Origin of the sequence: Mesorhizobium sp. B2-5-13, from assembly GCF_006440535.1 — a bacterium.
In the GTDB taxonomy this organism is placed as follows: Bacteria; Pseudomonadota; Alphaproteobacteria; order Rhizobiales; family Rhizobiaceae; genus Mesorhizobium; species Mesorhizobium salmacidum.
This window is the reverse complement of record NZ_VFUI01000022.1, coordinates 20,004-41,739: the sequence shown is the minus strand read 5'-3', so window position 1 is coordinate 41,739 and position 21,736 is coordinate 20,004. Positions and strand designations below refer to the sequence as shown.

21 protein-coding genes and 2 pseudogenes are annotated in these 21,736 nt (G+C 63.4%); 15 read left to right on the top strand and 8 right to left on the bottom strand.

Annotated elements, in window-relative coordinates; translation table 11 throughout:
• Positions 1 to 139: 139 nt before the first annotated feature.
• From FJ434_RS25250 to FJ434_RS25240, 3 genes are read left to right on the top strand one after another with little or no spacing between them, the layout of a single operon-like run.
• Positions 140 to 4,258, top strand: coding sequence for a Pls/PosA family non-ribosomal peptide synthetase (locus FJ434_RS25250; RefSeq protein ID WP_181166067.1), 4,119 nt, complete (start codon positions 140 to 142; stop codon positions 4,256 to 4,258).
• On the top strand, positions 4,255 to 4,731 hold the full coding sequence (locus FJ434_RS25245) for a GNAT family N-acetyltransferase (protein WP_140713858.1): 477 nt from the start codon (positions 4,255 to 4,257) through the stop codon (positions 4,729 to 4,731). Before FJ434_RS25250 ends, FJ434_RS25245 begins: the two co-directional genes overlap by 4 nt.
• Positions 4,728 to 5,405 carry a 4'-phosphopantetheinyl transferase superfamily protein gene (locus FJ434_RS25240; protein ID WP_140751433.1) on the top strand — a complete coding sequence of 226 codons (678 nt, stop codon included), beginning with the start codon at positions 4,728 to 4,730 and terminating at the stop codon, positions 5,403 to 5,405. Before FJ434_RS25245 ends, FJ434_RS25240 begins: the two co-directional genes overlap by 4 nt.
• Here the strand turns inward: FJ434_RS25240 and FJ434_RS25235 are convergent.
• From FJ434_RS25235 to FJ434_RS25225, 3 genes are all read right to left on the bottom strand, one after another.
• The gene (locus FJ434_RS25235) at positions 5,381 to 6,481 is read right to left on the bottom strand and encodes a KamA family radical SAM protein (RefSeq protein WP_140713862.1); all 1,101 of its coding nucleotides are present in this window, start codon (positions 6,479 to 6,481) and stop codon (positions 5,381 to 5,383) included. The two genes, FJ434_RS25240 and FJ434_RS25235, sit on opposite strands and share 25 nt — an antisense overlap.
• A gap of 126 nt (positions 6,482 to 6,607) precedes the next feature.
• Entirely contained in the window at positions 6,608 to 7,486 is an 879-nt protein-coding gene (locus FJ434_RS25230; protein WP_140508651.1) for an NmrA family NAD(P)-binding protein, read from the bottom strand.
• Positions 7,483 to 7,665 (bottom strand): DUF1127 domain-containing protein, encoded by a 183-nt coding sequence (locus FJ434_RS25225; protein WP_140508649.1) that lies wholly within the window; start codon positions 7,663 to 7,665, stop codon positions 7,483 to 7,485. Before FJ434_RS25225 ends, FJ434_RS25230 begins: the two co-directional genes overlap by 4 nt.
• A gap of 215 nt (positions 7,666 to 7,880) precedes the next feature.
• On the opposite strand from FJ434_RS25225, the gene FJ434_RS25220 reads away from it, so the two are divergent.
• Entirely contained in the window at positions 7,881 to 8,792 is a 912-nt protein-coding gene (locus FJ434_RS25220) for a transcriptional regulator GcvA (protein WP_140751435.1), read from the top strand.
• A gap of 72 nt (positions 8,793 to 8,864) precedes the next feature.
• Here the strand turns inward: FJ434_RS25220 and FJ434_RS25215 are convergent, their stop codons facing one another.
• Positions 8,865 to 9,317 (bottom strand): helix-turn-helix domain-containing protein, encoded by a 453-nt coding sequence (locus tag FJ434_RS25215; protein ID WP_140508645.1) that lies wholly within the window; start codon positions 9,315 to 9,317, stop codon positions 8,865 to 8,867.
• Between the two features lie 114 nt (positions 9,318 to 9,431).
• On the opposite strand from FJ434_RS25215, the gene FJ434_RS25210 reads away from it, so the two are divergent.
• Positions 9,432 to 9,728, top strand: a complete 297-nt coding sequence (locus FJ434_RS25210; RefSeq protein ID WP_140751437.1) for a YciI family protein — start codon at positions 9,432 to 9,434, stop codon at positions 9,726 to 9,728.
• Between the two features lie 50 nt (positions 9,729 to 9,778).
• Positions 9,779 to 10,594 (top strand): oxidoreductase, encoded by an 816-nt coding sequence (locus tag FJ434_RS25205; protein ID WP_140751439.1) that lies wholly within the window; start codon positions 9,779 to 9,781, stop codon positions 10,592 to 10,594.
• 169 nt (positions 10,595 to 10,763) lie between these two features.
• Here the strand turns inward: FJ434_RS25205 and FJ434_RS25200 are convergent, their stop codons facing one another.
• Together FJ434_RS25200 and FJ434_RS25195 are read right to left on the bottom strand one after the other, a co-directional pair.
• Positions 10,764 to 10,976, bottom strand: a complete 213-nt coding sequence (locus FJ434_RS25200; protein ID WP_027144271.1) for a 4-oxalocrotonate tautomerase family protein — start codon at positions 10,974 to 10,976, stop codon at positions 10,764 to 10,766.
• Between the two features lie 76 nt (positions 10,977 to 11,052).
• Positions 11,053 to 11,808 carry an SDR family oxidoreductase gene (locus FJ434_RS25195; RefSeq protein WP_140751441.1) on the bottom strand — a complete coding sequence of 252 codons (756 nt, stop codon included), beginning with the start codon at positions 11,806 to 11,808 and terminating at the stop codon, positions 11,053 to 11,055.
• A 103-nt stretch (positions 11,809 to 11,911) separates the two neighbouring features.
• On the opposite strand from FJ434_RS25195, the gene FJ434_RS25190 reads away from it, so the two are divergent.
• The 6 genes and pseudogenes from FJ434_RS25190 to FJ434_RS25165 all read left to right on the top strand — a co-directional run bounded on the left by FJ434_RS25190 (position 11,912) and on the right by FJ434_RS25165 (position 17,231).
• Positions 11,912 to 12,805, top strand: a complete 894-nt coding sequence (locus tag FJ434_RS25190; protein ID WP_140751444.1) for a LysR family transcriptional regulator — start codon at positions 11,912 to 11,914, stop codon at positions 12,803 to 12,805.
• Between the two features lie 57 nt (positions 12,806 to 12,862).
• Positions 12,863 to 13,346 (top strand): annotated as a pseudogene (locus FJ434_RS25185) (AMP-binding protein); the annotation flags it as partial.
• Between the two features lie 167 nt (positions 13,347 to 13,513).
• Positions 13,514 to 14,254 (top strand): ATP-binding cassette domain-containing protein, encoded by a 741-nt coding sequence (locus tag FJ434_RS25180; RefSeq protein ID WP_140751446.1) that lies wholly within the window; start codon positions 13,514 to 13,516, stop codon positions 14,252 to 14,254.
• Between the two features lie 55 nt (positions 14,255 to 14,309).
• Positions 14,310 to 15,371: an ABC transporter permease gene (locus tag FJ434_RS25175; RefSeq protein ID WP_140508635.1), complete on the top strand. Its 1,062-nt coding sequence runs from the start codon at positions 14,310 to 14,312 to the stop codon at positions 15,369 to 15,371.
• Positions 15,372 to 15,423: 52 nt separating this feature from the next.
• Positions 15,424 to 16,428, top strand: a complete 1,005-nt coding sequence (locus tag FJ434_RS25170) for a sugar-binding protein (RefSeq protein ID WP_140713876.1) — start codon at positions 15,424 to 15,426, stop codon at positions 16,426 to 16,428.
• Between the two features lie 53 nt (positions 16,429 to 16,481).
• Positions 16,482 to 17,231, top strand: a complete 750-nt coding sequence (locus FJ434_RS25165; RefSeq protein WP_140508690.1) for a glucose 1-dehydrogenase — start codon at positions 16,482 to 16,484, stop codon at positions 17,229 to 17,231.
• 66 nt (positions 17,232 to 17,297) lie between these two features.
• Here FJ434_RS25165 and FJ434_RS30370 read toward each other — a convergent pair.
• Positions 17,298 to 17,534 (bottom strand): annotated as a pseudogene (locus tag FJ434_RS30370) (LysR family transcriptional regulator); the annotation flags it as partial.
• Between the two features lie 118 nt (positions 17,535 to 17,652).
• Between FJ434_RS30370 and FJ434_RS25155 the strand changes: the two are divergent.
• A complete protein-coding gene (locus FJ434_RS25155) occupies positions 17,653 to 18,192 on the top strand; it encodes a hypothetical protein (protein ID WP_140751448.1) in 540 nt (179 codons plus the stop codon).
• Positions 18,193 to 18,891: 699 nt separating this feature from the next.
• On the opposite strand, the gene FJ434_RS25150 is transcribed toward FJ434_RS25155, so the two are convergent.
• Positions 18,892 to 19,782, bottom strand: a complete 891-nt coding sequence (locus FJ434_RS25150) for a LysR family transcriptional regulator (RefSeq protein ID WP_140751450.1) — start codon at positions 19,780 to 19,782, stop codon at positions 18,892 to 18,894.
• Positions 19,783 to 19,991: 209 nt separating this feature from the next.
• Here FJ434_RS25150 and FJ434_RS25145 point away from each other — a divergent pair, with 209 nt between their 5' ends.
• Both FJ434_RS25145 and FJ434_RS25140 read left to right on the top strand, forming a co-directional pair.
• Positions 19,992 to 20,927: a DMT family transporter gene (locus FJ434_RS25145; RefSeq protein WP_140751452.1), complete on the top strand. Its 936-nt coding sequence runs from the start codon at positions 19,992 to 19,994 to the stop codon at positions 20,925 to 20,927.
• 48 nt (positions 20,928 to 20,975) lie between these two features.
• On the top strand, positions 20,976 to 21,698 hold the full coding sequence (locus tag FJ434_RS25140; RefSeq protein WP_140751454.1) for a haloacid dehalogenase type II: 723 nt from the start codon (positions 20,976 to 20,978) through the stop codon (positions 21,696 to 21,698).
• Positions 21,699 to 21,736: the final 38 nt, after the last annotated feature.

The window sequence follows — 21,736 nt, the reverse complement described above, 5'->3', positions numbered from 1 at the left end:
CATTTTGGAAGCTTCGGTCATTCCACCTCCATCAACAACGACCAAATTGCAGCGGCGGCGCAGCCGACAATGCCTGCTCGAGCGGCGGCATGATCGATATGTGCCTGTGAAAGCTTCGCCAGGACGAGAAAGTTTGGAAATGGACCACGGTATCGAAATCGCCGAACTGGACAGGGAAGCGGCAAGATCGGGCGGAGAGCCCGAGACCAGCCCCCACAGCGCCGATGCGCTTGCAGGACTTGCCTCCATCGCACACAGCCAGGTCCTGGTGGGTGCCGATTTTTCCCGGGCAGGTCAGCCGGGCGAGCGGCTCGACAAGGTCTTTGAGCAACTCGCCGAAACATTCGCCACGCTGCCGGCGGTGATCTCCGAGGGCCGCGGCTGGACCTATCAGGAACTGGACAAGCGCGCCAACCAGTTCGCCCGCCTGCTGGTCAAGCGCGGCGTGCGGCCGGGCGACCGGGTCGGCCTCATTCTCGACCGGTCCGCGGAAACCTATGTGGCCCTGCTCGCTGTGGTCAAGGCGGGCGCCGCCTTCGTGCCGCTGGCGACCGCCTTTCCTGAAGAGCGCATGGCGCTCATCATCGAAGACGCCAGCGTCAGCCTGATCGTCACCATCGCCACCTATGCATCGCGGGCCGACCAGCTGCCGGTTCCGCATCTGTTGATCGACAGCGCCGCCGCCGAGATATCAGCCCAGTCCGACGCGCCGCTGAAGCCGCACAAGGCGCCGGTCGCCACTGCAATCGAAGACATCTGCTACATCCTCTATACGTCGGGCACGACCGGCAGGCCCAAGGGCGTGGCCATCCGCCACCAGAGTTTTGTCAACTTCATCCGCGTCGCCGCCGCGTCCTACGGCTACCGGCCGGGCGATCGCGTCTACCAGGGCATGACCATCGCCTTCGACTTTTCCTCCGAGGAGATCTGGGTGCCGTTCGTCGCCGGCGCGACCGTCGTGCCAGCACCGGGCCAGATGCCTCTGGTGGGCGAAGAGCTCGCCGATTTCCTGCGCCATCACGACATCACCTGCATGGCCTGCAGCCCGACGCTTCTGTCGTCCATGACATCGGACGTGCCCAGCCTGCGCACCTTGCTGGTGGGCGGCGAGGCCTGCCCCCACAATCTGGTGGTGCGCTGGTCGAAGTCCGGCCGGCAGATTCTCAACACCTATGGCCCGACCGAGGCGACCGTCACGGCAACCATGGGTGCGCTGACGCCGGACCGGCCGGTGACGATCGGCGCGCCGCTGCCCACCTATTCCATCGTCATTCTCGACCCTTCGCTGCCGCAACTTGCCGAGCCTGGTGAACTGGGCGAGATCGGCATTGCCGGCATCGGGCTGGCGGTCGGCTATCTCAACAGGCTAGACCTGACCGAACAGAAGTTCATCGCCGATTTCCTCGGCCTGCCGAACAACCCGTCCAAGCGCATCTACCGCACCGGCGACCTTGGCCGGATCAACGACGCCGGCGAGATCGAGTATGCCGGGCGCATCGACACCCAGGTGAAGATCCGCGGCTATCGCATTGAACTCGGCGAGATCGAGGCCGTGCTGCTGGACCAGCCTGAAATCGCGCAGGCCGCCGTCACCACCTGGGAGATCGAGCCCGGCCGCGTCGAGCTCGTTGCCTATTACGCGCCCAAGGCCGGCCAGCCGGCGCTCTCGCGCGCCGACATCGCCCGGACGATGAAGCGGCGGCTGCCGGACTACATGGTGCCCTCCTATCTCGAGGAACTGCCGGCGATCCCGATGACGGTCTCCAACAAGGTCGATCTTCGCCAGCTTCCCAAACCGACGACCGTCCGGCTTTCGGCCGACCGCGCCCTGGTGCCGCCCGGCAACGACGACGAGCGTTTCCTGGCCGACGCGCTATGCGCCGTGCTGAGATTCGACGACGTGTCCGTCGAGGACAATTTCTTCGACGATCTCGGCGCCAACTCGCTGCTCATGGCGCATTTCTGCGCCCGCGTGCGCACCCGCAAGGAATGGGCGACGACGTCCATGCGCGACATCTATCTCTATCCAACCGTGGCGCGCCTGGCCAAGCACCTCAGCGTGGCGGAAGAGATGACGACGGCCACCAACGAGCCTGTTCTCACCCGCCAAGCGTCCAACCTCGTCTACTGGACCTGCGGCGCGGCGCAGTTGCTGTTTTACGCGCTTTACAGCTACGTGGCGCTGTGGGCGGTCAATGACGGCCTCAACTGGGTCTATGACACGCTCGACGACCCGCTGCAGCTATATGTCAGGTGCGTGTTGCTCTCGGCCGGCGTGTTCTTCGGCATGTCGGGCTTCGCCGTTGCCGCCAAATGGGTGCTGGTCGGCCGCTGGAAGGCGGAAGCGTTCCCGATATGGGGCCTGCGCTACTATCGCTTCTGGGTGGTCAAGACCTTGATCCGCACGGCACCTGTCGTGCTGTTCCGCGGAAGCCCGCTCTACAGCCTGTACCTGCAGCTTCTGGGAACCAGGATCGGCAAGAACGTGGTCATCGAATCCCGTGCCGTGCCCGTGTGCACGGACCTGATTTCGATCGGCGACCGTACGATCCTGCGCAAGGAATCGCTGATCCTCGGCTATCGCGCCCAGGCCGGCTATATCCACACCGGGCCGCTGACCATCGGCCGTGACGCCTTCGTCGGCGTCGGCTGCACGCTCGACATCGACACCGCGATCGGCGACGGTGGGCAGCTCGGCCATTCCTCCTCGCTGCAGCGCGGGCAAAGCATCCCGGACGGCGAACACTGGCATGGATCGCCGGCGGTGCCGACCACGGCGGACTATTGCAAGGTGCGCAACGTCAACCCTCCCCGTATCCGGCGCTTCCTCTACGAGGCCGTGCAGCTGATAGGGCTGTTTGCCATCGTCACCCCGCTGCCGCTTTTGTTCCACAGCTATTGGGAGAATGTCGGCGACGACTATCAGGAGACGATCGGCATCGTGGCGATCGGCACCACAGTCACGCTTTTCGGCTACATCGCCTCGGCCTTCCTCGCCGCCACGGTGGTGCCGCGCCTGTTCAGCCTGATCCTGAAACCCGGCCGCACCTACACGCTTTACGGCTTCCGCTACTGGCTGCAGGCGGTCGCCGAGTTCTCGAGCAACTCACGCGTGCTCGGGCTGCTGTTCGGCGACAGCTCGGCCATCGTCCACTACATGAGCGCCATCGGCTGGAACCTTAACAAGGTGGTGCAGACCGGCTCTAATTTCGGCTCCAACCAGCAGCATGAAAACCCGCTGCTGTGCGAGATCGGCACCGAGACCATGGTATCGGACGGGCTTTTCATGATCAACATGCACAAGTCCGCCTCCGCGTTCCGGCTCGAGCCGACGCGGATCGGCGAGCGCAACTATCTCGGCAACAATATCTACTATCCGCCAGATGGACGCACGGGCGACAACGTCCTGCTCGGCACCAAGGTGATGGTCCCGATCGACGGGCCGTTGCGCGAGAATGTCGGCCTTCTGGGCTCGCCGCCCTTTGAAATCCCGCGCATGGTGAACCGCGACAAGGAACTCATCGCCGGCATCGACGAGGCGGACCGGCGCCAGCGCATCCCGCTCAAGAACCGTCACAATCTGGTGACGATCCTCCTGTTCATGGCCACGCAATGGGTCATGCTGTTCGCCACGCTGGCGATCTGGGACCGGGCGCTGAACTATTATACCGAATGGGCGGAAATCGCCCTCTTCGCGGCGGTGCTTCTGACCTCGGCGATCACCATTCCGTTCTACATCTTCGTCGAGCGGGCAAGCCTTGGTTTCCGCAAGCTGAAGCCGCGGATAACGACGATCTACGACGTCACCTTCTGGCGCCATGAGCGCCACTGGAAGTTGGCGGATTCGCCTATCGTGCGGCTGTTCGCCGGCACGCCGTTCCGGCCGATGATCCTGCGCACGCTGGGCGTCAAGGTGGGCAAGCGCGTCTATGACGGCGGCGCCAACCTGACCGAGCGTTCGCTGGTGGAGATTGGCGACGATGTCACGCTCAACGAGGGCTGCGTCATCCAGGCCCATTCGCTGGAGGAAGGCGCGTTCAAGTCCGATTTCATCCGCATCGGCGATGGCTGCACGCTCGGGCCGTCCGCCTTTGTCCATTACGGCGTTGTGATGGGCAAGGGATCGATGGTCGATGCCGATTCCTTTGTGATGAAGGGCGAAGAGCTGGAGCCAAACTCCATCTGGCGCGGCAACCCGGCCAAGCTGCACCGGTTCGTCGAGCCGATCAACGAGGACTCCAGGGCATCTGCGTCTTGAAGGGCGGCGCGCCTGGCACGGTGGACATCCGTATCGCTCCCGTGACCAGGGCCAATCGCGCTTTGGTCACCACGTTGCAGCTGGCGCCGGAGCAGATGGATTTCGTCGCCAGCAATGCGGATTCCCTGCGCGAAGCCATATCCGATCGGGACGCGCGGCCGCGCGCGGTGACGGCCGGGGGCCGGCTTGTCGGATTCCTGATGTACGAGGCGCCGCGGGACGACGACGAGGCGCGCATCTACCGCTTCATGATCGACCGCGCCTGGCAGGGCCGGGGCTACGGCAAGGCCGCGCTGCGGGCGGTGCTGGAGGAAATCCGCGGGCTCGGCCACATCAGGCACGTGTCGATATGCTACGAACCGGAGAACGAGGCGGCACGGCGGCTCTATCGCAGCGCCGGTTTCGTCGAGGAGGGGCTCGATAAGGACGGCGAAATGATCGCCGATCTCGTCCTCCCGGCCGGCGACCGATGACGCCATCAGCCGATCCGTCCGAGGAAATTGCCCTGGCGCGCGCCATGGCCGCCATGGCCCCGGCCGGGTTCCGCACCGGCTGCCGGATCATCCGCGACGGCGACGAAGCCCATCTGTTGCCGGCGGAGGCAGGCTCGATCCCCGCCCGCCAGCCGGCCATGCGGCGGGCCAGCGGCGCGGCGCGCTGGATCGCGCACCGGCTGCTGGCGGACGTCGGCTTCGACGGTTTCGCCCTCTTGCGCACGCCATCAGGTGCACCCGCATGGCCGGAGGGGATAACGGGCTCGCTCGCGCATGATGACGACATGGCGGTGGCGGCGGTCGCGCCCGTTGCCGGCATCGGCTCGCTCGGCATCGATGTCGAGCCGGCGCTGCCCCTGCCCAACGACATTTTCTCGCTCGTAGCCATTCCCGCCGACCGGATGGGTGCAGCCGACCGGCAGCTCGCCGGCCGCATCCTCTTCGCCGCCAAGGAAGCGGTCTACAAGGCTGCCTATCCGCTGGATCGCGAAGTGCTGGGCTATGAGGACATCGCCGTGGACCTCGAAACCGGCCACGCGACAACGAGGATGGGCCGCAAGGTCAGCATCGCATACTGCATCGCCCCGCGCGTGGTCGTGCTGGCGTTTATTGCAGAACAGGCATCGGCCTATTCGCTAACCACCTCCCGATAGGTCCTCACCTCCCCATCCAGCCCGCGTATCCGCCAGCTCTGCCCGTGTTGCCCCTCGACATGGCAAGGTCCGAGCGGCACCTTGCCTCCCCCATCCGGCAGGTCGATGACATAGACCGGATTGCAGATACCCGACAGGCGGGACCGCAGCGCTTCCACCAGCGCCTGGCCTTCGGCGATCGTGGTGCGGCGGTGCGCCATGCCGCGCGCCAGGTCGCCATGGTGCAGGTAATAGGGTTTTATCCCCAGCCGGTACATCAGCTCGCGGCAGAGCTCTTCCAGCACCTCGACCGTATCGTTGACGCCCTTGAGCAGAACGCTCTGGTTAAGCAGCACGAAGCCCGCCTGCCGCAAGGTGCGGCAAGCCGCCTCAGTCGCGGATGTGATCTCGCGCGCGTGGTTGAAGTGGGTGACCACCGTCACCATCAGTCGGCCCTGCAGTGCCGCCACGAGCCCTGGCGTGATGCGCGAAGGCAACGCCACCGGCACACGCGTGTGGATGCGCAAGAGCCGCACATGGGGGATGGTCTCGATGCGGGCACGGATTTCGGCAAGCGCCGCATCGGGCAGCGACAGCGGATCGCCGCCGGTCAGGATCACCTCGCGGATTTCGGGGTGGCCGGCGATATAGGCCAGCGCCGGCTCCAGCGCCTCGCGCGTATAGCCCCGGCCGATCGAGGTCAGCGATTCCTTGCGGAAGCAGAACCGGCAATAGACCGCGCATTGATAGGTCGGGAATAAAAGCACCCGGTCGGCATGGCGATGCGTCAGCCTGGGCACCGGACTGAATTCATGGTCGGCGATCGGGTCGCCAAGCTCGCCCTCCGTCTCGTCCAATTCCCCAGGCGACGGGATCACCTGCGCCCGGATCGGATCGGCGGGATCGTTCCAGTCGATCAGGTCGAGATAGCTCTTTGGCGCGCGCACCTTGTGGAGCGCGGCGGCGGCTTGCACGGCTTCGCGCTCGGCCGGCGAGAGCGGCAAGGAGGAGAGGTCGCGCACATGGCGTACGCCGGCGCGGACGTCGTCCTGCCAGGCGGTGTCGGCGGCGCGGGTTGCATCTTTGAGGTTGGGCATTGGGCGTCTCGGGCTGTTCGGGCGGACCTATCGGCCGGATGGGCTGTCGGGTCAACCACTGTCGCAACGCCAACCATGTCCGCCGCGCTCTACGGCGCCACCTTTGCCTTCACAACCTCCGCCCCCTTAGCCCGCCATCGCCGCAAAAGCGCTTTCAATGGTCTCAAACCTCAGCTCCGGGTAGAGCGTCCCGGCTTCAGGCGTGGCCGTCTCCAGCGCGGTCTCGCCTCGGATCCAGAACGCGCGCAGCAATCCAAGGCCGGGAACCGCCGCGATCAGCGCCTCAAGCTCCTCGGCGCTCATCTGCTTGATGTGCGGCGAGCGGCCGCTCACCCGGCGCCACAGCTCGATCATCGCACTCTGTGTGATCTTGTTCTGAGCGATGCGGATTTCGCTGCGAACGGCGTCGGGATCCTCCAGCGCACGCAAGGTGACCGCCGCGATATCCTTCTCGCTGACAAACGTCGCCGGCACATTGCCGTCGCCATAGAGCGTCACCTCGTCGGGCGGCAGCGGCGACGAGCCGAAGCGCGTGAGGTCGCCCAGTGTCGCCACCCAGGTCGAGAAGAAGCCGTTGGTGTAGATCACCGTATAGGGCAGGTCGGCCTCCCTGACCGCGTCGAAGACGGCCCGCTTGATGTCGAGCGGTTCGATCGAGCCGGGTGCGGCGGCGGCAAAGTCGAGGCCGAAACCGGCGGACGGCACATAGCGGGAGACGCCGGCATCCCTGACGGCGCGCACCAGCGTCATCTCGCTGGCCGACCCGACATGCACCGAACTGATGACGCGATCGACCTTGCCGACAGCGCGCACAAGGCTGTCATAGTCATCGAGATCGCCGACATGCACCGTGGCGCCGAGCTCCTTCAGCGGGTGCATCCGCGCTTCATTGGCCGATGTGGCGGGCCTGACGAGGACATGGAGGCTGTCGCCATTGCGCGCGCTGGCCTTCGCCATCTCGCTGCCGAGAAGCCCGGTCGCGCCGATGATCAGGGTGCTGGTCATATCGCCCTCCCATTGCCGAGAATGGAACCGTCCCAGTCGCGTTCGAGGCCGATGTCATGCAAACGGCGATCGGAAAGCCGGGAGATCTGGCGCAGCGTGCGGCGGCGCTCGAACGCTGCCGCGCCTCGCGTGGCAAGGCCGCTCATCGCGGCCCCGATGGGTCGAAGGGTCAAGGTCATAATCCGTCTCCTGTGTTTCACTGGGCGCAAGCCTGCCGATGTCGCCCGGGCGGGGCGAGCATGACGGTTGCTCACACTTGTCTGGTCAATTCAGCGCATCGATGAACCGGAAGTCCGGTATGGATGCTTGGGACGCCTGAATATTGGGTCATTCGCGGCTGGACGACAAACGACTCTTTGTGCAGGATTTGTGAGCAACGCTCACAGGTCGAACCATGCCGCGCAGATTGCCGCCCCTCACCGCTTTGCCCGCCTTCGACGCGGCCGCGAGACATTTGAGTTTCTCCAAGGCCGCCGAAGAGCTCAACCTCACCCATGGCGCGGTCAGCCGCGCCATTCGCAACATCGAGGACAGGCTGGGCATCCAGCTCTTCGATCGCGGCACGCGCTCCGTGCGCCTCACCGCTGTCGGCGCGGCCTATGCGGCGGAGGTCGGCAAGGCGCTCGACAAGATCGCCGCCGCCACCATCGCCGCCACGCCCGACCGCTCGACCCGCATCCTCAACGTCAGCACGTCGGATGGTTTCGCCGGGCGCTGGCTGGTGCCGAGGCTGCATCGCTTTCATCGCGCCAATCCCGACATCGACGTGCGGCTGGCGACCTCGGGCGTGCTGGCCGATTTCGTCAGCGACGGTATCGACATATCCATCCGCTACGGCCGTGGCGGCTATACCGGGGTGACGGCGGAATTCCTCGCCGATGAAGAGGTCTTCCCCGTCTGCAGTCCCGAACTCCTGGAAGGCGACCATCCGCTGCGGCAGCCCGGGGATTTGAGGCATCACAAGCTGATCCACGACGCCTTCCGCATCGACTGGGCGACATGGCTTGAACAGGCAGGCGTCGAAGGCATCGACCCCAAGCGCGGCGTGCGCTTCGATTCCGCCACCTTCGCCGTCGAGGCCGCGGTGCATGGCGAAGGCGTGTTGCTCGGCCGCAGCGCGCTGGTTTCGGCCGACCTCGCGGCAGGCCGGCTGGTACGGCCCTTCGACCTCGCGTTGAAATCAGCGGCCAGCTACTACGTCGTCTATCCCGAAGGAGCGCTGCGCGAGAAGAAGATCAGGGCCTTCCGCGACTGGCTGTTCGCCGAGATCGCGGTCGACTGGGTCGGCGCGAAGAAGAGCGGCTGATCCGAACGCTCACCTTGCCTCTCTTACCGGCGAGATATCGCCGTCCGTTCGGAGCGGAGGCTACGCACCCAGTCAGTCCGACGGCTCGTCAGGCAGCTTGGGCATCACGATCTGGATGGGACGGCTGCCGATCGGCGCCCCGGTCCCGCGATCGATGCTGACCGGGTCGATTTCGGTTCCTGTCTCGGCGTCGAAGAACCGGGTGAAATTGCCACCGCCCCGGTGCCTTGCCCCCCATGCGGCGAGCGAAAACAGCACGGGAAGCAAATCCTGACCCGCCTGGGTCAGCACATATTCATCGCGTGGCGGCCGCTCTGAATATCGCCGTTTCTCCAGCAGCCCTTCCTCCGTCAGGGTTGCCAGCCGGCTGGTCAGCATCGTCGGGGCGATGCCGAGGTTCTTGCGAAATTCGTCGAAACGGCTGAGCCCCGCATGGGCGTCGCGCATGATCAGCATGCTCCACGTGTCGCCCACCGAGCCGAGGCTGCGGGCGATCAAACAGGGCTGGTTGGAAAGATTCTTCACGTCGATACCATTTTGATAGTGACTTACTACTAATTTGATAGTATCTGATCCCGCCAGGCCGTTCCACCGAAAAGTGAAGGTGACGGCCGGACATCGCGCCGCTGGAGTCCCCAAATGAAGTTCTATCTGTGCAAGTACATCCCGCCCCGCACCGACTTTCTCGCGACCATGACCGGCGACGAGCGGGAATGGATGAAGCAGCATGGCGCATTTCTGGACGAACTGCTCGATCGCGGACTGATCGTCGCCCATGGTCCGGTGATGGATCCAGGCGGCGGCTATGGCCTGTCGCTCTACCGGATTGCCGAGGACCAGGACATCCAGGCGATAACCTCGCAAGACCCCATCGTGAGGAATGGCGCCGGCCATTACGAACATCACCCCATGCTTCACCTGAGCGTGCGCGGCTGACAGGTCCGTCAGCACAAGCGCCATGACCATGCATCTCGAAGGATATTGAAATGAATACCAAAAATCTCGGCGTCGCCGTCATTACCGGGGCAGCCGGCGGTATCGGACTTGCAACGGCCAAGGCCCTTCTGTCGGCCGGCTACCGCGTCTTCGGCACGAGCCGGAAAGCCACAACCGGGTCGCCGGCCGGGATCACCATGCTGAGCTGCGACGTGACCGATGCGGACTCCGTCGCACGCATGGTGTCGGAGGTCGTAAGCCAGGCCGGGCGCATAGACCTGCTCGTCAACAATGCCGGCACTGCACTGATCGCGGGCGCGGAAGAATCGTCGGTCGAACAGGCAAAGGCCCTTTTCGACGTCAATGTCTTCGGTCTCATCCGCGTCATAAACGAGGTACTGCCGATCATGCGGCGCCAGGGTAGCGGCCGGATCGTCAACATCAGCTCGGTCGTCGGCTTTGTCCCGAGCCCGTTCAGCGCGCTCTACACATCCACAAAACATGCCGTCGAGGGCTATTCCGAATCGCTGGATCATGAGGTCCGTCCCTTCGGTGTTCGCGTCCTGCTGGTCGAACCGGCCTTCACCCGCACCGCTCTCGATCACAATGCGACGAAGCCGGACAGGATGATGAGTGTCTATGATCAGGCGCGGGCAACGGCGACCGCGGTCTGGAACAGTGCGATCGAAGCCGGCGATGCTCCCGAGATCGTCGGCCAGGCGGTCGTCACCGCGGTCACCGCGACATCGCCGAAGCTGCGCTATCCCGCCAGCAAGCAGGCGCGCCGCCTGTACCTGCTGCGACGGTTCGTTCCCGCGAATGCTTTTGACAAAAGCCTTCGAAAACAGATGAACCTGCCGGCGTGACAAACGCCACCGTTCGCGGGCCAGTTTTGAGACGCCGCCCTGAACGAAGCGAGACAGGTGGACAGCCAAGAGCTGCCCACCCGGCCCCCGCCACCATACCCCCACGAACAGGGCGGACGTTGGTGTGCGCGGCCACCAGTCGTCATATGACGGGTATCGCGTTCGGAACCTATTCCTTGGCGCGAAAAGCTTCCGGCACGATGAAAACCTCATCGGCGCGGCCATAGCCGCCGTCGGCGACTTCCTCCACCAGCACCATCGTGTAGGGCCGCACGCCCTCGCCGAAAAAATCGACGAACATGGCTGTGGTCCGATGGATGAGGTCTTCCTTCTGCGCCTTGGAGAGCGCCGCCTGCGGCATCTTGATATTGGCGAACGGCATGATCTTTTCCTTATTTCTGGAGGTTGGTTTCGGGTTTGGGATGGAGCAGGTCGGCAGGCAGCAGCGGCCCGCCGCCTCAGATCACGCCGCCATTGGCGCGGATGATTTGTCCGTTGATCCAGCCGCTGTCCGGCCCGGCCAGGAACGAGACCACGCCGGCAATGTCGTCGGGCTGGCCGAGCCTGCCGAGCGGGATCATCTTGGCGGTGGCCTCGATCTGCGCCGCGCTCTTGCCGTCCGTGAACAAAGCCGTCTCGACCGGCCCGGGCGCCACCGCGTTGACGGTGATGCCGCGCGCGCCAAGCTCCTTAGCCAGGATGTGCGTCATCGCCTCGACGGCCGCCTTGGTGGCGGCATAGACGCCGTAACCCGGCTGGTAGAGGCCGACGACGCTGCTCGAGAAATTGACGATGCGGCCGCCATCGCGAAGGCGTTTTGCGCCTTCGCGCATGCCACGGAACACGCCGCCGAGATTGATCGCGACCTGGGTGTCGAAGAAGGGGTCATCGGCCTGCGCGATCGGCGAAAGCTTCATGATGCCGGCATTGTTGATAAGGATGTCGATGCCGCCGAACGCCTTCTCGCCGGCATCGAAAAGGCTGGCGATGCCGGCCGGATCGGCGATGTCGGCCTGCACGGCAATCGCCTTGCCGCCATCGGCTTCGATGGCGCGCACCAGCGCCTCGGCCTCCGCTTGTCCGCGCGCATAATTGACGACGACGGCGATACCGTCGCGGGCGAGCCGCCGCGCGATCGCCGCACCGATGCCCTTGGAGGCGCCGGTCACGATCGCCGCCCTGGCTTGGCCCGTGCTTGTTTGGTCAGATGTCATGGAAGTCTCTCCTTCTGGTGGTGAGACGGATATAGGCGAGGCCAACTTCCGGATAATCAGCCATCTCTTGACATCACTATTCGGAAACTGCGAACAAAGGCCCATGGATCGGCTCGACACAATGCGGCTCTTCGTTCGCGTGCTGGAACGGCGCAGCTTCACCGCTGCCGCCGCCGATCTCGGCATGCCGCGCTCAACCGCGACGGAAGCGGTCCGGCGGCTGGAAGAGCATCTTGGCGCCCGGCTGCTGGAGCGCACGACGCGCCAGGTGAACGCCACGCAGGACGGCGAGGCCTATTACCGGCGCTGCCTGTCGATCCTGGCCGAGATCGAGGATGCCGAGGCCGCCTTTCGCGATGCCGAGCCGTTCGGCCTGCTGCGCATCGACGCCAGCACGGTGCTCACCCGCACCTTCCTGTTGCCGCGCCTGCCGGAGTTTTTAAGCCGCTTCCCCCGCATCGACCTGCAGATCGGCCAGAGCGACCGGCTGGTCGATCTCGTGCGCGAGGGTGTCGACTGCGTCATCCGCGTCGGCGAGCCGCCCGACAGCGGCATGATCATGCGGCGCCTTGGCATGATCCGCGAGATGACCTACGCCAGCCCCGCCTATCTCTCTCGCCACGGCACGCCCGCCTCCCCCGATGCGCTGGATGGCCATCAGGCGGTCGGCTTAGTCTCCTCGCGCACCGGCGAAGTGCTGCCCTTCGAATTCACCGTCGGCGGCAAGACGCGCGAGGTCAGGCTGCCCGGCCGCGTCGCCGCCAACAATTCCGACACCGCCGCCGACTTGGCGCGGCTCGGCCTCGGCCTCATCCAGGCGCCGCGCTATCGCTTCGAGAAGGACCTTGCCGACGGCACGCTGGTCGAGGTGCTGGCCGAGTACCCGCCTTCGCCCACGCCATTGTCGGCGCTCTATCCGCAGAACCGCCAGCTCTCGCCGCGCCTGCGCGTTTTCCTCGACTGGGCGGCAGGCATCTTCGCCGAGGCGAGCCTTTAGACGTCCATCGTTGCCCATTGGCGCCATCTGATGTCAATGTCGCCGCGACGGCGCGCCATGGGACATGGAGCGCCGTCAGGGAGGATTTTTCATGACCACGACAAAGACCGGCTTGCCGCGCTATGACGATGCCGTTGCGGGCTTTCGTATAGAGGATGAGATCGCCAGACTGCAGGGCGATCCTGCGACGGGCATCAACGCCTATGTGGAATGCTGCGGCCGGCACACCGGCGCGTGTCGGCACTCTGCCGAAGCAGTTGGGCGTCGGCCCCGGCGATGTCGTGGCCGGCATGCTGCCGCGCATTCCCGAACTGGTGGCGCTGATCCTCGGCGCCTGGCGCATCGGCGCCGTCTACCAGCCGCTGTTCACCGCCTTCGGCCCGAAGGCGATCGAGCATCGCCTGGGCTACAGCGGCGCAAAGCTGGTGGTCACCAATCCCGCCAATCGCGGCAAGCTCGACGAGGTCGCGAACCCTCCGCAAATCGCCACCATCCTCGCGGTGGCGATGCGTTGGTTGAAGGCGACATCGATTTCCGCGCCACCCATGGGCTGAAATCAATCCGCCAGACCGAACCTCTCCCGCCGTCTCAGTTAAGGTGATCGCCGGAAATCCTAATCCAATAAATCATTGTGTTGAAAGCGTTTCGCTGATTAGCTGTCCTGCATATGGCCGGGACAATTGGCAATGTTGTCCGGAGAGGACCGCGATGCCGGTACTTGAGGTTCGCCACGTCTCCAAGAATTTTGGGGCCATCCAGGCCCTGACGGACGTTAGCTTCCAAGTGGAGCGAGGCGAAGTCGTGGGGCTGATGGGGGACAACGGTGCCGGCAAGTCAACGATAGTCAAAACGGTGGCCGGGAATTTCCCGCCGAACGACGGCGAAATTGTCGTGGACGGCGAGGTTTGTCACTTCCATAAACCCGTCCAAGCGCGGGCCAAAGGTATCGAAGTCGTCTATCAGGATCTTGCGCTCGCCGACAATTTGACGGCCGCGCAGAACGTCTTTCTTGGCCGCGAGATGAAGAAGGGCTTCTGGCCAATCAAGGTGCTCGATAAACAGGCGATGGTCGAGCGTTCGGCATCGCTGTTCAAGGAACTGAAATCGGAAACCCGGCCGAGCGACCTCGTCAGGAAGATGTCGGGTGGGCAGCGTCAGGCGGTAGCCATCGCGCGGACCCGGCTTTCAAACGCCAAGCTGGTGCTGATGGACGAACCGACCGCCGCTATTTCGGTGCGTCAGGTGGCGGAAGTGCTTGAATTGATCCGACGCCTCAAAGCGCAAGGGGTTGGCGTCATGTTGATCAGCCATCGCATGCCTGACGTTTTCGCTGTCTCAGATCGTATCATTGTGCTCAGGCGGGGTTCGAAGGTTGCCGACAAGGATGCCGGCGACACATCACCCGAGGAAATCACTGGACTAATAACGGGGGCCATCCGTGGCGAATAGTGCTCGGGAGTCAGTTAGTGTCAGGGAGTCTGCCCGGGAAACCAGCCGACCGGGCATGTCTGAGTTCGTCCCGACCAAGGAAAAGACCGCGCTCCAAAGTGTGATGTCAAGTCAGCCCTTCTGGGTGACGATCGCGCTCATTGCACTCGTCACCTGGATGACTGCCATGGAACCGAGCTTCGGGACTTCCGAAAACGCCGCCAACGTCACGCGCAACTTCGCACCTTTCGGCATCATGGCGCTCGGCATGACGGTGGTGATCATTACTGGTGGCATCGATCTGTCGGTCGGCTCGATCATGGGCCTCGTGGTCATTGTCGCCGGCCTGTTTCTGACCTGGCACTATCCCTGGTACGTGGCCTTCGCCATCGGCCTTTTCGCCGGTATGGCTTGCGGCGCGGTCAATGGTTTCTTCGTCGCTTATGTCGGAATGCCATCCTTCGTGGTCACCCTCGGCATGCTGTCCGCGGCGCGCTCGCTCGCGGTCGTATTCTCGGCCAACCAAATGCTCTACCAATTCGGGCCCGATGCTCCAATCGTGAAAGCGATCGGTCAGTGGAGATGGCCGCTGCATGGGCCCGAGCACTGGGCACCGCACTGGATACCAGAACTGTCATCGCAATTCTGGACCATGGTGGTTCTGGCCCTCATCGTCGGCTTCGTGTTCAATTTTACTGCCTGGGCCCGGCATCTCTTCGCCATCGGCGGCAATGAGGACGCGGCACGGCTTACCGGCGTTCCGGTCGACTGGATCAAATTCGAGGCCTACGTCTTCTCGGCTTTCACCGCCTCGCTCGCCTCCCTCCTGCTCCTCGGCTACAACGGCTCAGCCATCAACGCCATGGGCCAGGGGTACGAGCTGCGCGTGATCGCCGCGACAGTCATTGGCGGCGCCAGCCTCATGGGCGGCGCCGGCACGGCCTTCGGCGCGATCATCGGTTCAGCCTTCCTCGAAGTGATCAGGAACGCTCTGCTGATGGCCGGCATCGATTCAAATTGGCAGGGTGCCTTCGTCGGCGCCTTCATCGTTCTTGCGGTTCTCCTGGGCATGCAGACCGGCGGCAAATCCATTCTCGCCAAGTCGCTGGCCGTCTTGATGCCCAAGAAAAGCCGCTAGAAACCCGCCGGCGGGAGGCCTGCGGGACATCCAGCTAGGAGGAGAACGTGACATGAAAAAACATCTGCTGACGGCGGCCGTGGCGCTTGGCGCAATGGTGCTCGCCGTTTCCGGCGCCCAGGCGAAATATACGTTCGCCCTGGTACCGAAGAACATGAACAATCCCTTTTTCGACCAGGCACGCGACGGCTGCAAGAAGGCCGAAGCTGAATCGAAGGGCGCCGTGGAGTGCATGTATATAGGCCCCGGCGAGCATGGCGGCGGCGACGAGCAGGTTCAGATCGTGCAGGATCTCGTAGCCAAGAAGGTGGACGGCATCGCCGTGTCGCCATCGAATGCCGCGGCGATGGCGGTTGCGCTGCAGGCCGCCAAGGAAGCCGGTATCCCGGTGCTCACCTGGGATTCCGACCTCCTGCCCGAGAACAAGGATCTTCGCGCCGCCTATATCGGCACCCACAATTATGAGATCGGTGTGAACCTTGCCAAGCTGGCCATGCAGGTCAAGCCCAAGGGGGGCACGATCTGCATCCAGTCGGGCGGCGCGGCGGCGGCCAACCACAATGAACGCATGCAGGGCATTCGCGATACTCTTTCGGGCACCAAATCGGCCGCCTCGCCCGGGGACCGGCTAACCGGCCAGAACGGCTGGACCGAAATCGAAGGCTGTCCGCTCTACACCAACGATGATTTTCCTCTTTCGGTGCAGCAGTTTGAAGACATCATGGCGAAGAACCCGAATCTCGACGCGTTCATCCCAACCGGTGGTTTCCCGCAGTTCATCCCCGACGCCAACCGTGCTGCGGTCGCACCGTACAAAGACAAGATCGCCAAGAAGGAACTGGCGCTGGTCGTTGCCGATACCTTGCCCACGCAAATTGAACAAATGAAGGAAGGATACTCCCTCGGGCAGGTTGGCCAGCGCCCGTTCGAAATGGGCTACAAGACGATGATGGCACTGAAGGATATGAAGGACGGCAAGGCTCCGCCGGCTGACCCGACCTACACGGGCCTCGACGTTTGTACTCCACAGACAGCGGATACCTGCGTCGCCAAATAGTGCTTTTGCCTAAGGGCGGGAGGAAACTCCCGCCCCTTGCTACAGGAACCCCTATGTCGCAATTGTTCTCGCTCAAGGGCCGTGTCGCATTGGTGACGGGCGCTTCGCGTGGTCTCGGCTTCGCCATGGCCAAGGCACTTGCCGAGAACGGCGCGACGGTGATCGTCAATGCCCGCGACATCCACGCCCTGTCAGCAGCGGCCGAAAGGATCGGTGCCGAAGCCCTGCCGTTCGATGTCACTGATGCGGCGATCTCGAAGGCATCGCTCGAAGGAATGGTCGAACGCCATGGCCGTCTGGATATTCTGATCAACAACGCTGGCATCCAGCATCGCAGGCCGTTGGTGGAATGGGAGGACGAGGATTTCGACAGAGTGATTGCCGTCAATCTTTCGTCCTGCTTTCGAATGATACGCGACGCCGTGCGCTTGATGCTGCCCAACAAGTTTGGGCGTATCATAAACACCGGATCGGTTGCAGGGATCCTTGGCCGTCCCACCATTCATGCCTATGTTGCCGCGAAGGCGGGCCTGCATGGATTGACACGCTCCACTGCAGCTGAGATGGGCCGTCACGGCATCACGATCAACGCGATCGCGCCCGGGTATTTCGCAACGGAACTCAACACCGCGCTAATGAACGACGAAGCCTTCACCAAATGGGTCGAAGCGCGGACCCCTGCAGGCCGCTGGGCCCGGGCTGAGGAACTCGGTGGAGCCGCGGTGTTTCTCGCCTCAGATGCTGCCGCCTACGTCAATGGACATGTATTGGCCGTCGACGGCGGTCTATCGGTTTCGCTCTGAACCGCTAGCTGCTTTCACCATCTGTCGGGGCCTGTGCCAGGGCGATAGAGATCGCCTGCCACCAAAAATTGCCGAAGCCCTCGAACATTCCAACACGATCTCGAACACCATTCCCTCGTCCTGGCCGAGATCGAGGCCCCAACGGCGATAGAAGCAGTTGTCGTCGAAGGACAGGAACGGGTCCCCTTTCGCCAGGATCAGTTCGGGCGACTTCAGCCAATGCAGGCTCTCGCGGAAGAGCAGGATGTCGGTGGGCCGGACCTCATGCTGGAACACCTGGATGATGGCTGCATCGAGCGCCCCCCAACAGGAAACTTCCGAGACCGCAGAGAGCGCGGCATCATCATGATTGCGATCGGAAGGAACAATGCGGAAAGGGCCTCGTTGGTGGGGTGGCACGTTTGCTTGTAGGTTGCTGCCGATGAAACTCGAGGACGAAGCCCGCCACAAATCCGAAGATGTGGACAATGCAGTCCTCACAGACGTCGTGCTTGCCTTGCAGCGGCGGGTCGAGGTGAACCACGATTTCGATATCCCTTATCTTGCCGGTTACAGCGAGGATGGGCGAACCGTCTATATCGACCGCCACTTACCGCGCACCATGGCGTCGCAAGGCCGGGCGGTAAGGCTTGCGCCCTTTTTGGTCACGCATGAAGTGGTCGAGAAATCGCTCTTGGACAAATTGCGACTTCACTATCTGCATGCCCACCAAATAGCGCTGCGGACGGAGCGAGATGCCGTCCGCGCAGCCCGTGTTTCATGGCAGGCCTATCAGGCCCTGATGAAGAGCAACGAGAAGCCCATCGACGAGGAGAAGGTGAAGGCCGTCCCTCACGACCTCGACCTGACGCCCTATCGAGATTTGAAAGATTTCCCAGTGCTGGACCGGTTGGTCAAAGCAGCCCAGGGATCGAAAGACGGGGGCAGATCGCAGCCGCCCGCGAAGAACCGCGCCAGATAATGAGCGGGTGAATGGGGAGGGCTGACCTCCTTCCCTGTCAAGGCGTCTGACAGGGATCGTCGAGCTGACCAACGGCTCAACCGCAGCTACCGATAGTAGTGCCTGTGATGTCGCCTGTGGTGGTGATGCCGGTGCGGGTAATAGTACCGGTGATAATACCTGTGGTGGTATCGGAAGTATGGTCGATATGGCTGGTAATACGAGCCGTAGTATGGGCCGTAATACGGGTTGTAATAGGGCCGGTAGGGGAATGGCGGGCCTCCGAAACCCCCAAAAAAACCACCGAACGGTGAGAACAGAAATTGCGCCTTGGTTGGTGAAGTCACAGCGGCTGTGGCAGCAAGCGCGAGCACAGATGCCAATATCAGCTTTCTCACGGTTACCTCCATTAGTTCGAGTTTAAATAACGCGAACGCCGGCTGACTCGTTCCTTGCGTTCCGCACCCCATCCCAGCCGCTGCCGTGTGAAATTCAAAAGGCCGCCACCGCAGGAAGCGGACTGTTGCGTCGGATTGACCGAGGCGGCGCGGGCAAGGCGTTGAGGCGCCACGCTCCCGTTTCGCCGACAGCTCGGATCAGCGATTGACATCGCGCATGTCATGGATGCGGCGCAAAGCAGACGTCCAGCACCGATCGGCTCATGGAGGGAAAAGCAAGACTTTCTTGAATCCAGAACGCCCACGCCTCTCCGACATCCCCTCACACCGCGATCTGCAGCGTCCCGTGGCGCCTCACCTCGGCCTCGATCTCCTTCACCAGCGTCTCCAGCGCGGGGTTGCGGGCGTTGCGGGCGCGGCGGATGACGTAGGCGAGGTCCGGAGGCTTGGGGAACTGCTTGTCGGCGATCTCCATGCCGGGCTGCAGGTGCCGCTGGCTGAGCAGCGCGACGCCGAGCCCGGAGGTCACGCCGGCGATGATGCCGGCCGCGCTCGAACATTCGAACACGATCTCGAACACCGTTCCCTCGTCCTGCCCGAGATCGAGGCCCCAACGGCGATAGAAGCAGTTGTCGTCGAAGGACAGGAACGGGACCGGCTCCCCCTTCGCCAGGATCAGTTCGGGCGACTTCACCCAATGCAGGCTCTCGCGGAAGAGCAGGACGTCGGTGGGCCGGACCTCGTGCTGGAACACCTGGATGATGGCCGCGTCGAGCGCCCCCTCGCCCAGCAGCTTCTGCAAGGCCAGGCTCATGCGCACTTGCGTGCGCACGCTCACCTCAGGGTAGAGCCGGCGAAACCGGCCAAGAATGCGCGACAGGTCCGTGCAGGTCGTATCCTCGGTCATCCCCAACGCGATCTTGCCTTGCAGCGTGCTTTTCGACAGGCTCAGGATCGCCTCGTCATGGATGCCCAGGATGCGCCTGGCATAGCCCAGCAGATCCTGCCCTGAACTGGTGAACATCGGCGCATTGGCCTTGCGGCTGAGGATTTCGCAGTCGAGGCTCGCTTCCAGCCGCCTGATCTTGTGGCTGACGGCCGACTGCGACAGGCCCAGCACCTCGGCCGCGCGGGTGACGCCGCCATGTTTCTCGATCGCCACCATCGCCCGCAAGGCATCGACATCCAGGCGGCGGCTCATCACTCCAGCCATGACAATCCTCGTTTGAAACGAAAGCGGCGCTCCCAAATCCTCGCGCAGAACCTGTTCGCAGGCAAATTGCAATGCCAGATTTAGTGGCAATTTCATGGATGCATCGAAATTTGTCATGTGCAAACGCGTCCGCACCGCCATAAGTCCGCCCCGGCACGCATTCAACCCCGCACCCATTCAACGCCCGCACCCATTCAACGAATGACCGCATGACGCTCCCGAAACATCAGCCCCATCGCCTGGCCTGGCCGCTTATGCCGGCCGCGCTGGTCGTCAGCTGGAGTTCCGGCTTCGTCGGCATCCGCTACGCCAGCGAGAGTGCCGACGTCATGCTGGTGCTGTTCTGGCGGACTTTGATGTCGGGACTGATCCTTCTGCCCTTCGCGCTCATGATCGGGCCGCGCATCGGCGCACGCGCCCTGATGTGGCAGATGGCGTTCGGCGTGGCGATGATGTTCCTCTATCTCGGCGGCTTCGCGCTTGCCATCGGCCAGCGCGTACCGACCGGCCTGGTCGCGCTGATCTCCGACCTCGTCCCCCTCGCCATCGCGGCACTGTCGCAGCCCATCCTGGGCCACCGGCTGACATCGAGGCAATGGACCGGAACGGCGCTAGGGGCGCTGGGTGTGCTGATCGTCTCGCTCAACAGCCTCAGCCTCGGGACAGCGCCGGCCTGGGCATATATTGTGACCATCGCGTCCATGATGGTCTTCGCCCTGGTGACCGTGCTGCAGAAACGGATGGGGACGATCGACATGCCCATCCACCAGAGCCTGTGCATCCAATGCATGACGGCGGCGATGCTTTTTGCCGCCTGCGCCGGCTGGAATGGCGGATTGATGCCGCCGCTTGATGGCCGGTTCGGGTTCGGCATCGCCTGGCTGGTGCTGTTTTCGACCTTCTTCTGCTACGGCGTCTACTATGTGAGCCTGCGCCTCCACAGCGCCGCACAGGTCAGCAGCGTGATCTATCTCAGCCCGCCGGTGACGATGCTCTGGGCCTGGCTGCTGTTCGGCGAGCCGCTTTCGGCGGCGATGTTCCTCGGCCTTGCGGTGACGCTGTTCGGCGTCTGGCTGACGTCGCCGCGCGGCACGGTATCCAAGGGCGAGACAAGTCTAGGCCCGATCGGGCAACCGGCCGATTGATCGTGATCCCGCACCAAACCGACCATGGACCCTAAGGGAGTGAACCTCATGAAGCTGACTGATTTCAAGGCGCTGACCTTCGACTGCTACGGCACCCTCATAGATTGGGAATCCGGCATGATCGAAGCCCTGAAGCCGCTGACCGGACGGGTTGGCCGCGGCCTTGGCCGCGACGAGATCCTGCAGGCGCACGCAAGGCACGAATCCAGCCAGCAGAACTGGACGCCGCAGAAACGCTACCGAGACCTTCTGGCTGTCGTCTACAAAAGGCTCGCCGAGGAATGGGGCGTCGTGGCCACGCCGGAGGAATGCATCGCCTATGGCCTAAGCGTGAAGGACTGGCCGGCCTTTGCCGACACAGCCGCCGCCCTGCAATACCTCAAGAAACACTACAGGCTGATCATCCTCTCCAACGTCGACAATACGAGCTTCTCCTTCAGCAACAGGAAGCTCGGCGTCGATTTCGATGCGATCTACACGGCGGAGGACATCGGCTCCTACAAGCCGTCGCCCCGGAATTTCGACTATATGCTTGAAAAGCTTGCGACGCTCGGGATTGGCGACAAGGAGGTCCTGCACACGGCCGAAAGCCTGTTCCACGACCACACCGTCGCCAACCAGCTGGGCCTCGCATCGTGCTGGATCCACCGCCGGCACGCCGATCAGGGTTTTGGCGCCACGATGCATCCCGGCGACATGCCGAAGGTGGACTTCCGCTTCGACAGCTTGGCCGACCTCGTGGAGGCGCATAGGGAGGAATTGCGCGCCTGATGGAAGGGCTGCCGGGGCCATCCCAGCGGAAGCCCAAC

Coding starts and splice junctions, on each gene's coding strand:
- FJ434_RS25235 (WP_140713862.1), bottom strand. CDS start 6,481: ATGCCCAACCTCAAAGATGCAACCCGCGCCGCCGACACCGCCTGGCAG.
- FJ434_RS25205 (WP_140751439.1), top strand. CDS start 9,779: ATGAATACCAAAAATCTCGGCGTCGCCGTCATTACCGGGGCAGCCGGC.
- FJ434_RS25240 (WP_140751433.1), top strand. CDS start 4,728: ATGACGCCATCAGCCGATCCGTCCGAGGAAATTGCCCTGGCGCGCGCC.
- FJ434_RS25180 (WP_140751446.1), top strand. CDS start 13,514: ATGCCGGTACTTGAGGTTCGCCACGTCTCCAAGAATTTTGGGGCCATC.
- FJ434_RS25190 (WP_140751444.1), top strand. CDS start 11,912: ATGGATCGGCTCGACACAATGCGGCTCTTCGTTCGCGTGCTGGAACGG.
- FJ434_RS25225 (WP_140508649.1), bottom strand. CDS start 7,665: ATGACCTTGACCCTTCGACCCATCGGGGCCGCGATGAGCGGCCTTGCC.
- FJ434_RS25170 (WP_140713876.1), top strand. CDS start 15,424: ATGAAAAAACATCTGCTGACGGCGGCCGTGGCGCTTGGCGCAATGGTG.
- FJ434_RS25250 (WP_181166067.1), top strand. CDS start 140: ATGGACCACGGTATCGAAATCGCCGAACTGGACAGGGAAGCGGCAAGA.
- FJ434_RS25155 (WP_140751448.1), top strand. CDS start 17,653: ATGAAACTCGAGGACGAAGCCCGCCACAAATCCGAAGATGTGGACAAT.
- FJ434_RS25140 (WP_140751454.1), top strand. CDS start 20,976: ATGAAGCTGACTGATTTCAAGGCGCTGACCTTCGACTGCTACGGCACC.
- FJ434_RS25175 (WP_140508635.1), top strand. CDS start 14,310: ATGTCTGAGTTCGTCCCGACCAAGGAAAAGACCGCGCTCCAAAGTGTG.
- FJ434_RS25210 (WP_140751437.1), top strand. CDS start 9,432: ATGAAGTTCTATCTGTGCAAGTACATCCCGCCCCGCACCGACTTTCTC.
- FJ434_RS25195 (WP_140751441.1), bottom strand. CDS start 11,808: ATGACATCTGACCAAACAAGCACGGGCCAAGCCAGGGCGGCGATCGTG.
- FJ434_RS25200 (WP_027144271.1), bottom strand. CDS start 10,976: ATGCCGTTCGCCAATATCAAGATGCCGCAGGCGGCGCTCTCCAAGGCG.
- FJ434_RS25230 (WP_140508651.1), bottom strand. CDS start 7,486: ATGACCAGCACCCTGATCATCGGCGCGACCGGGCTTCTCGGCAGCGAG.
- FJ434_RS25165 (WP_140508690.1), top strand. CDS start 16,482: ATGTCGCAATTGTTCTCGCTCAAGGGCCGTGTCGCATTGGTGACGGGC.
- FJ434_RS25220 (WP_140751435.1), top strand. CDS start 7,881: ATGCCGCGCAGATTGCCGCCCCTCACCGCTTTGCCCGCCTTCGACGCG.
- FJ434_RS25145 (WP_140751452.1), top strand. CDS start 19,992: ATGACGCTCCCGAAACATCAGCCCCATCGCCTGGCCTGGCCGCTTATG.
- FJ434_RS25150 (WP_140751450.1), bottom strand. CDS start 19,782: ATGGCTGGAGTGATGAGCCGCCGCCTGGATGTCGATGCCTTGCGGGCG.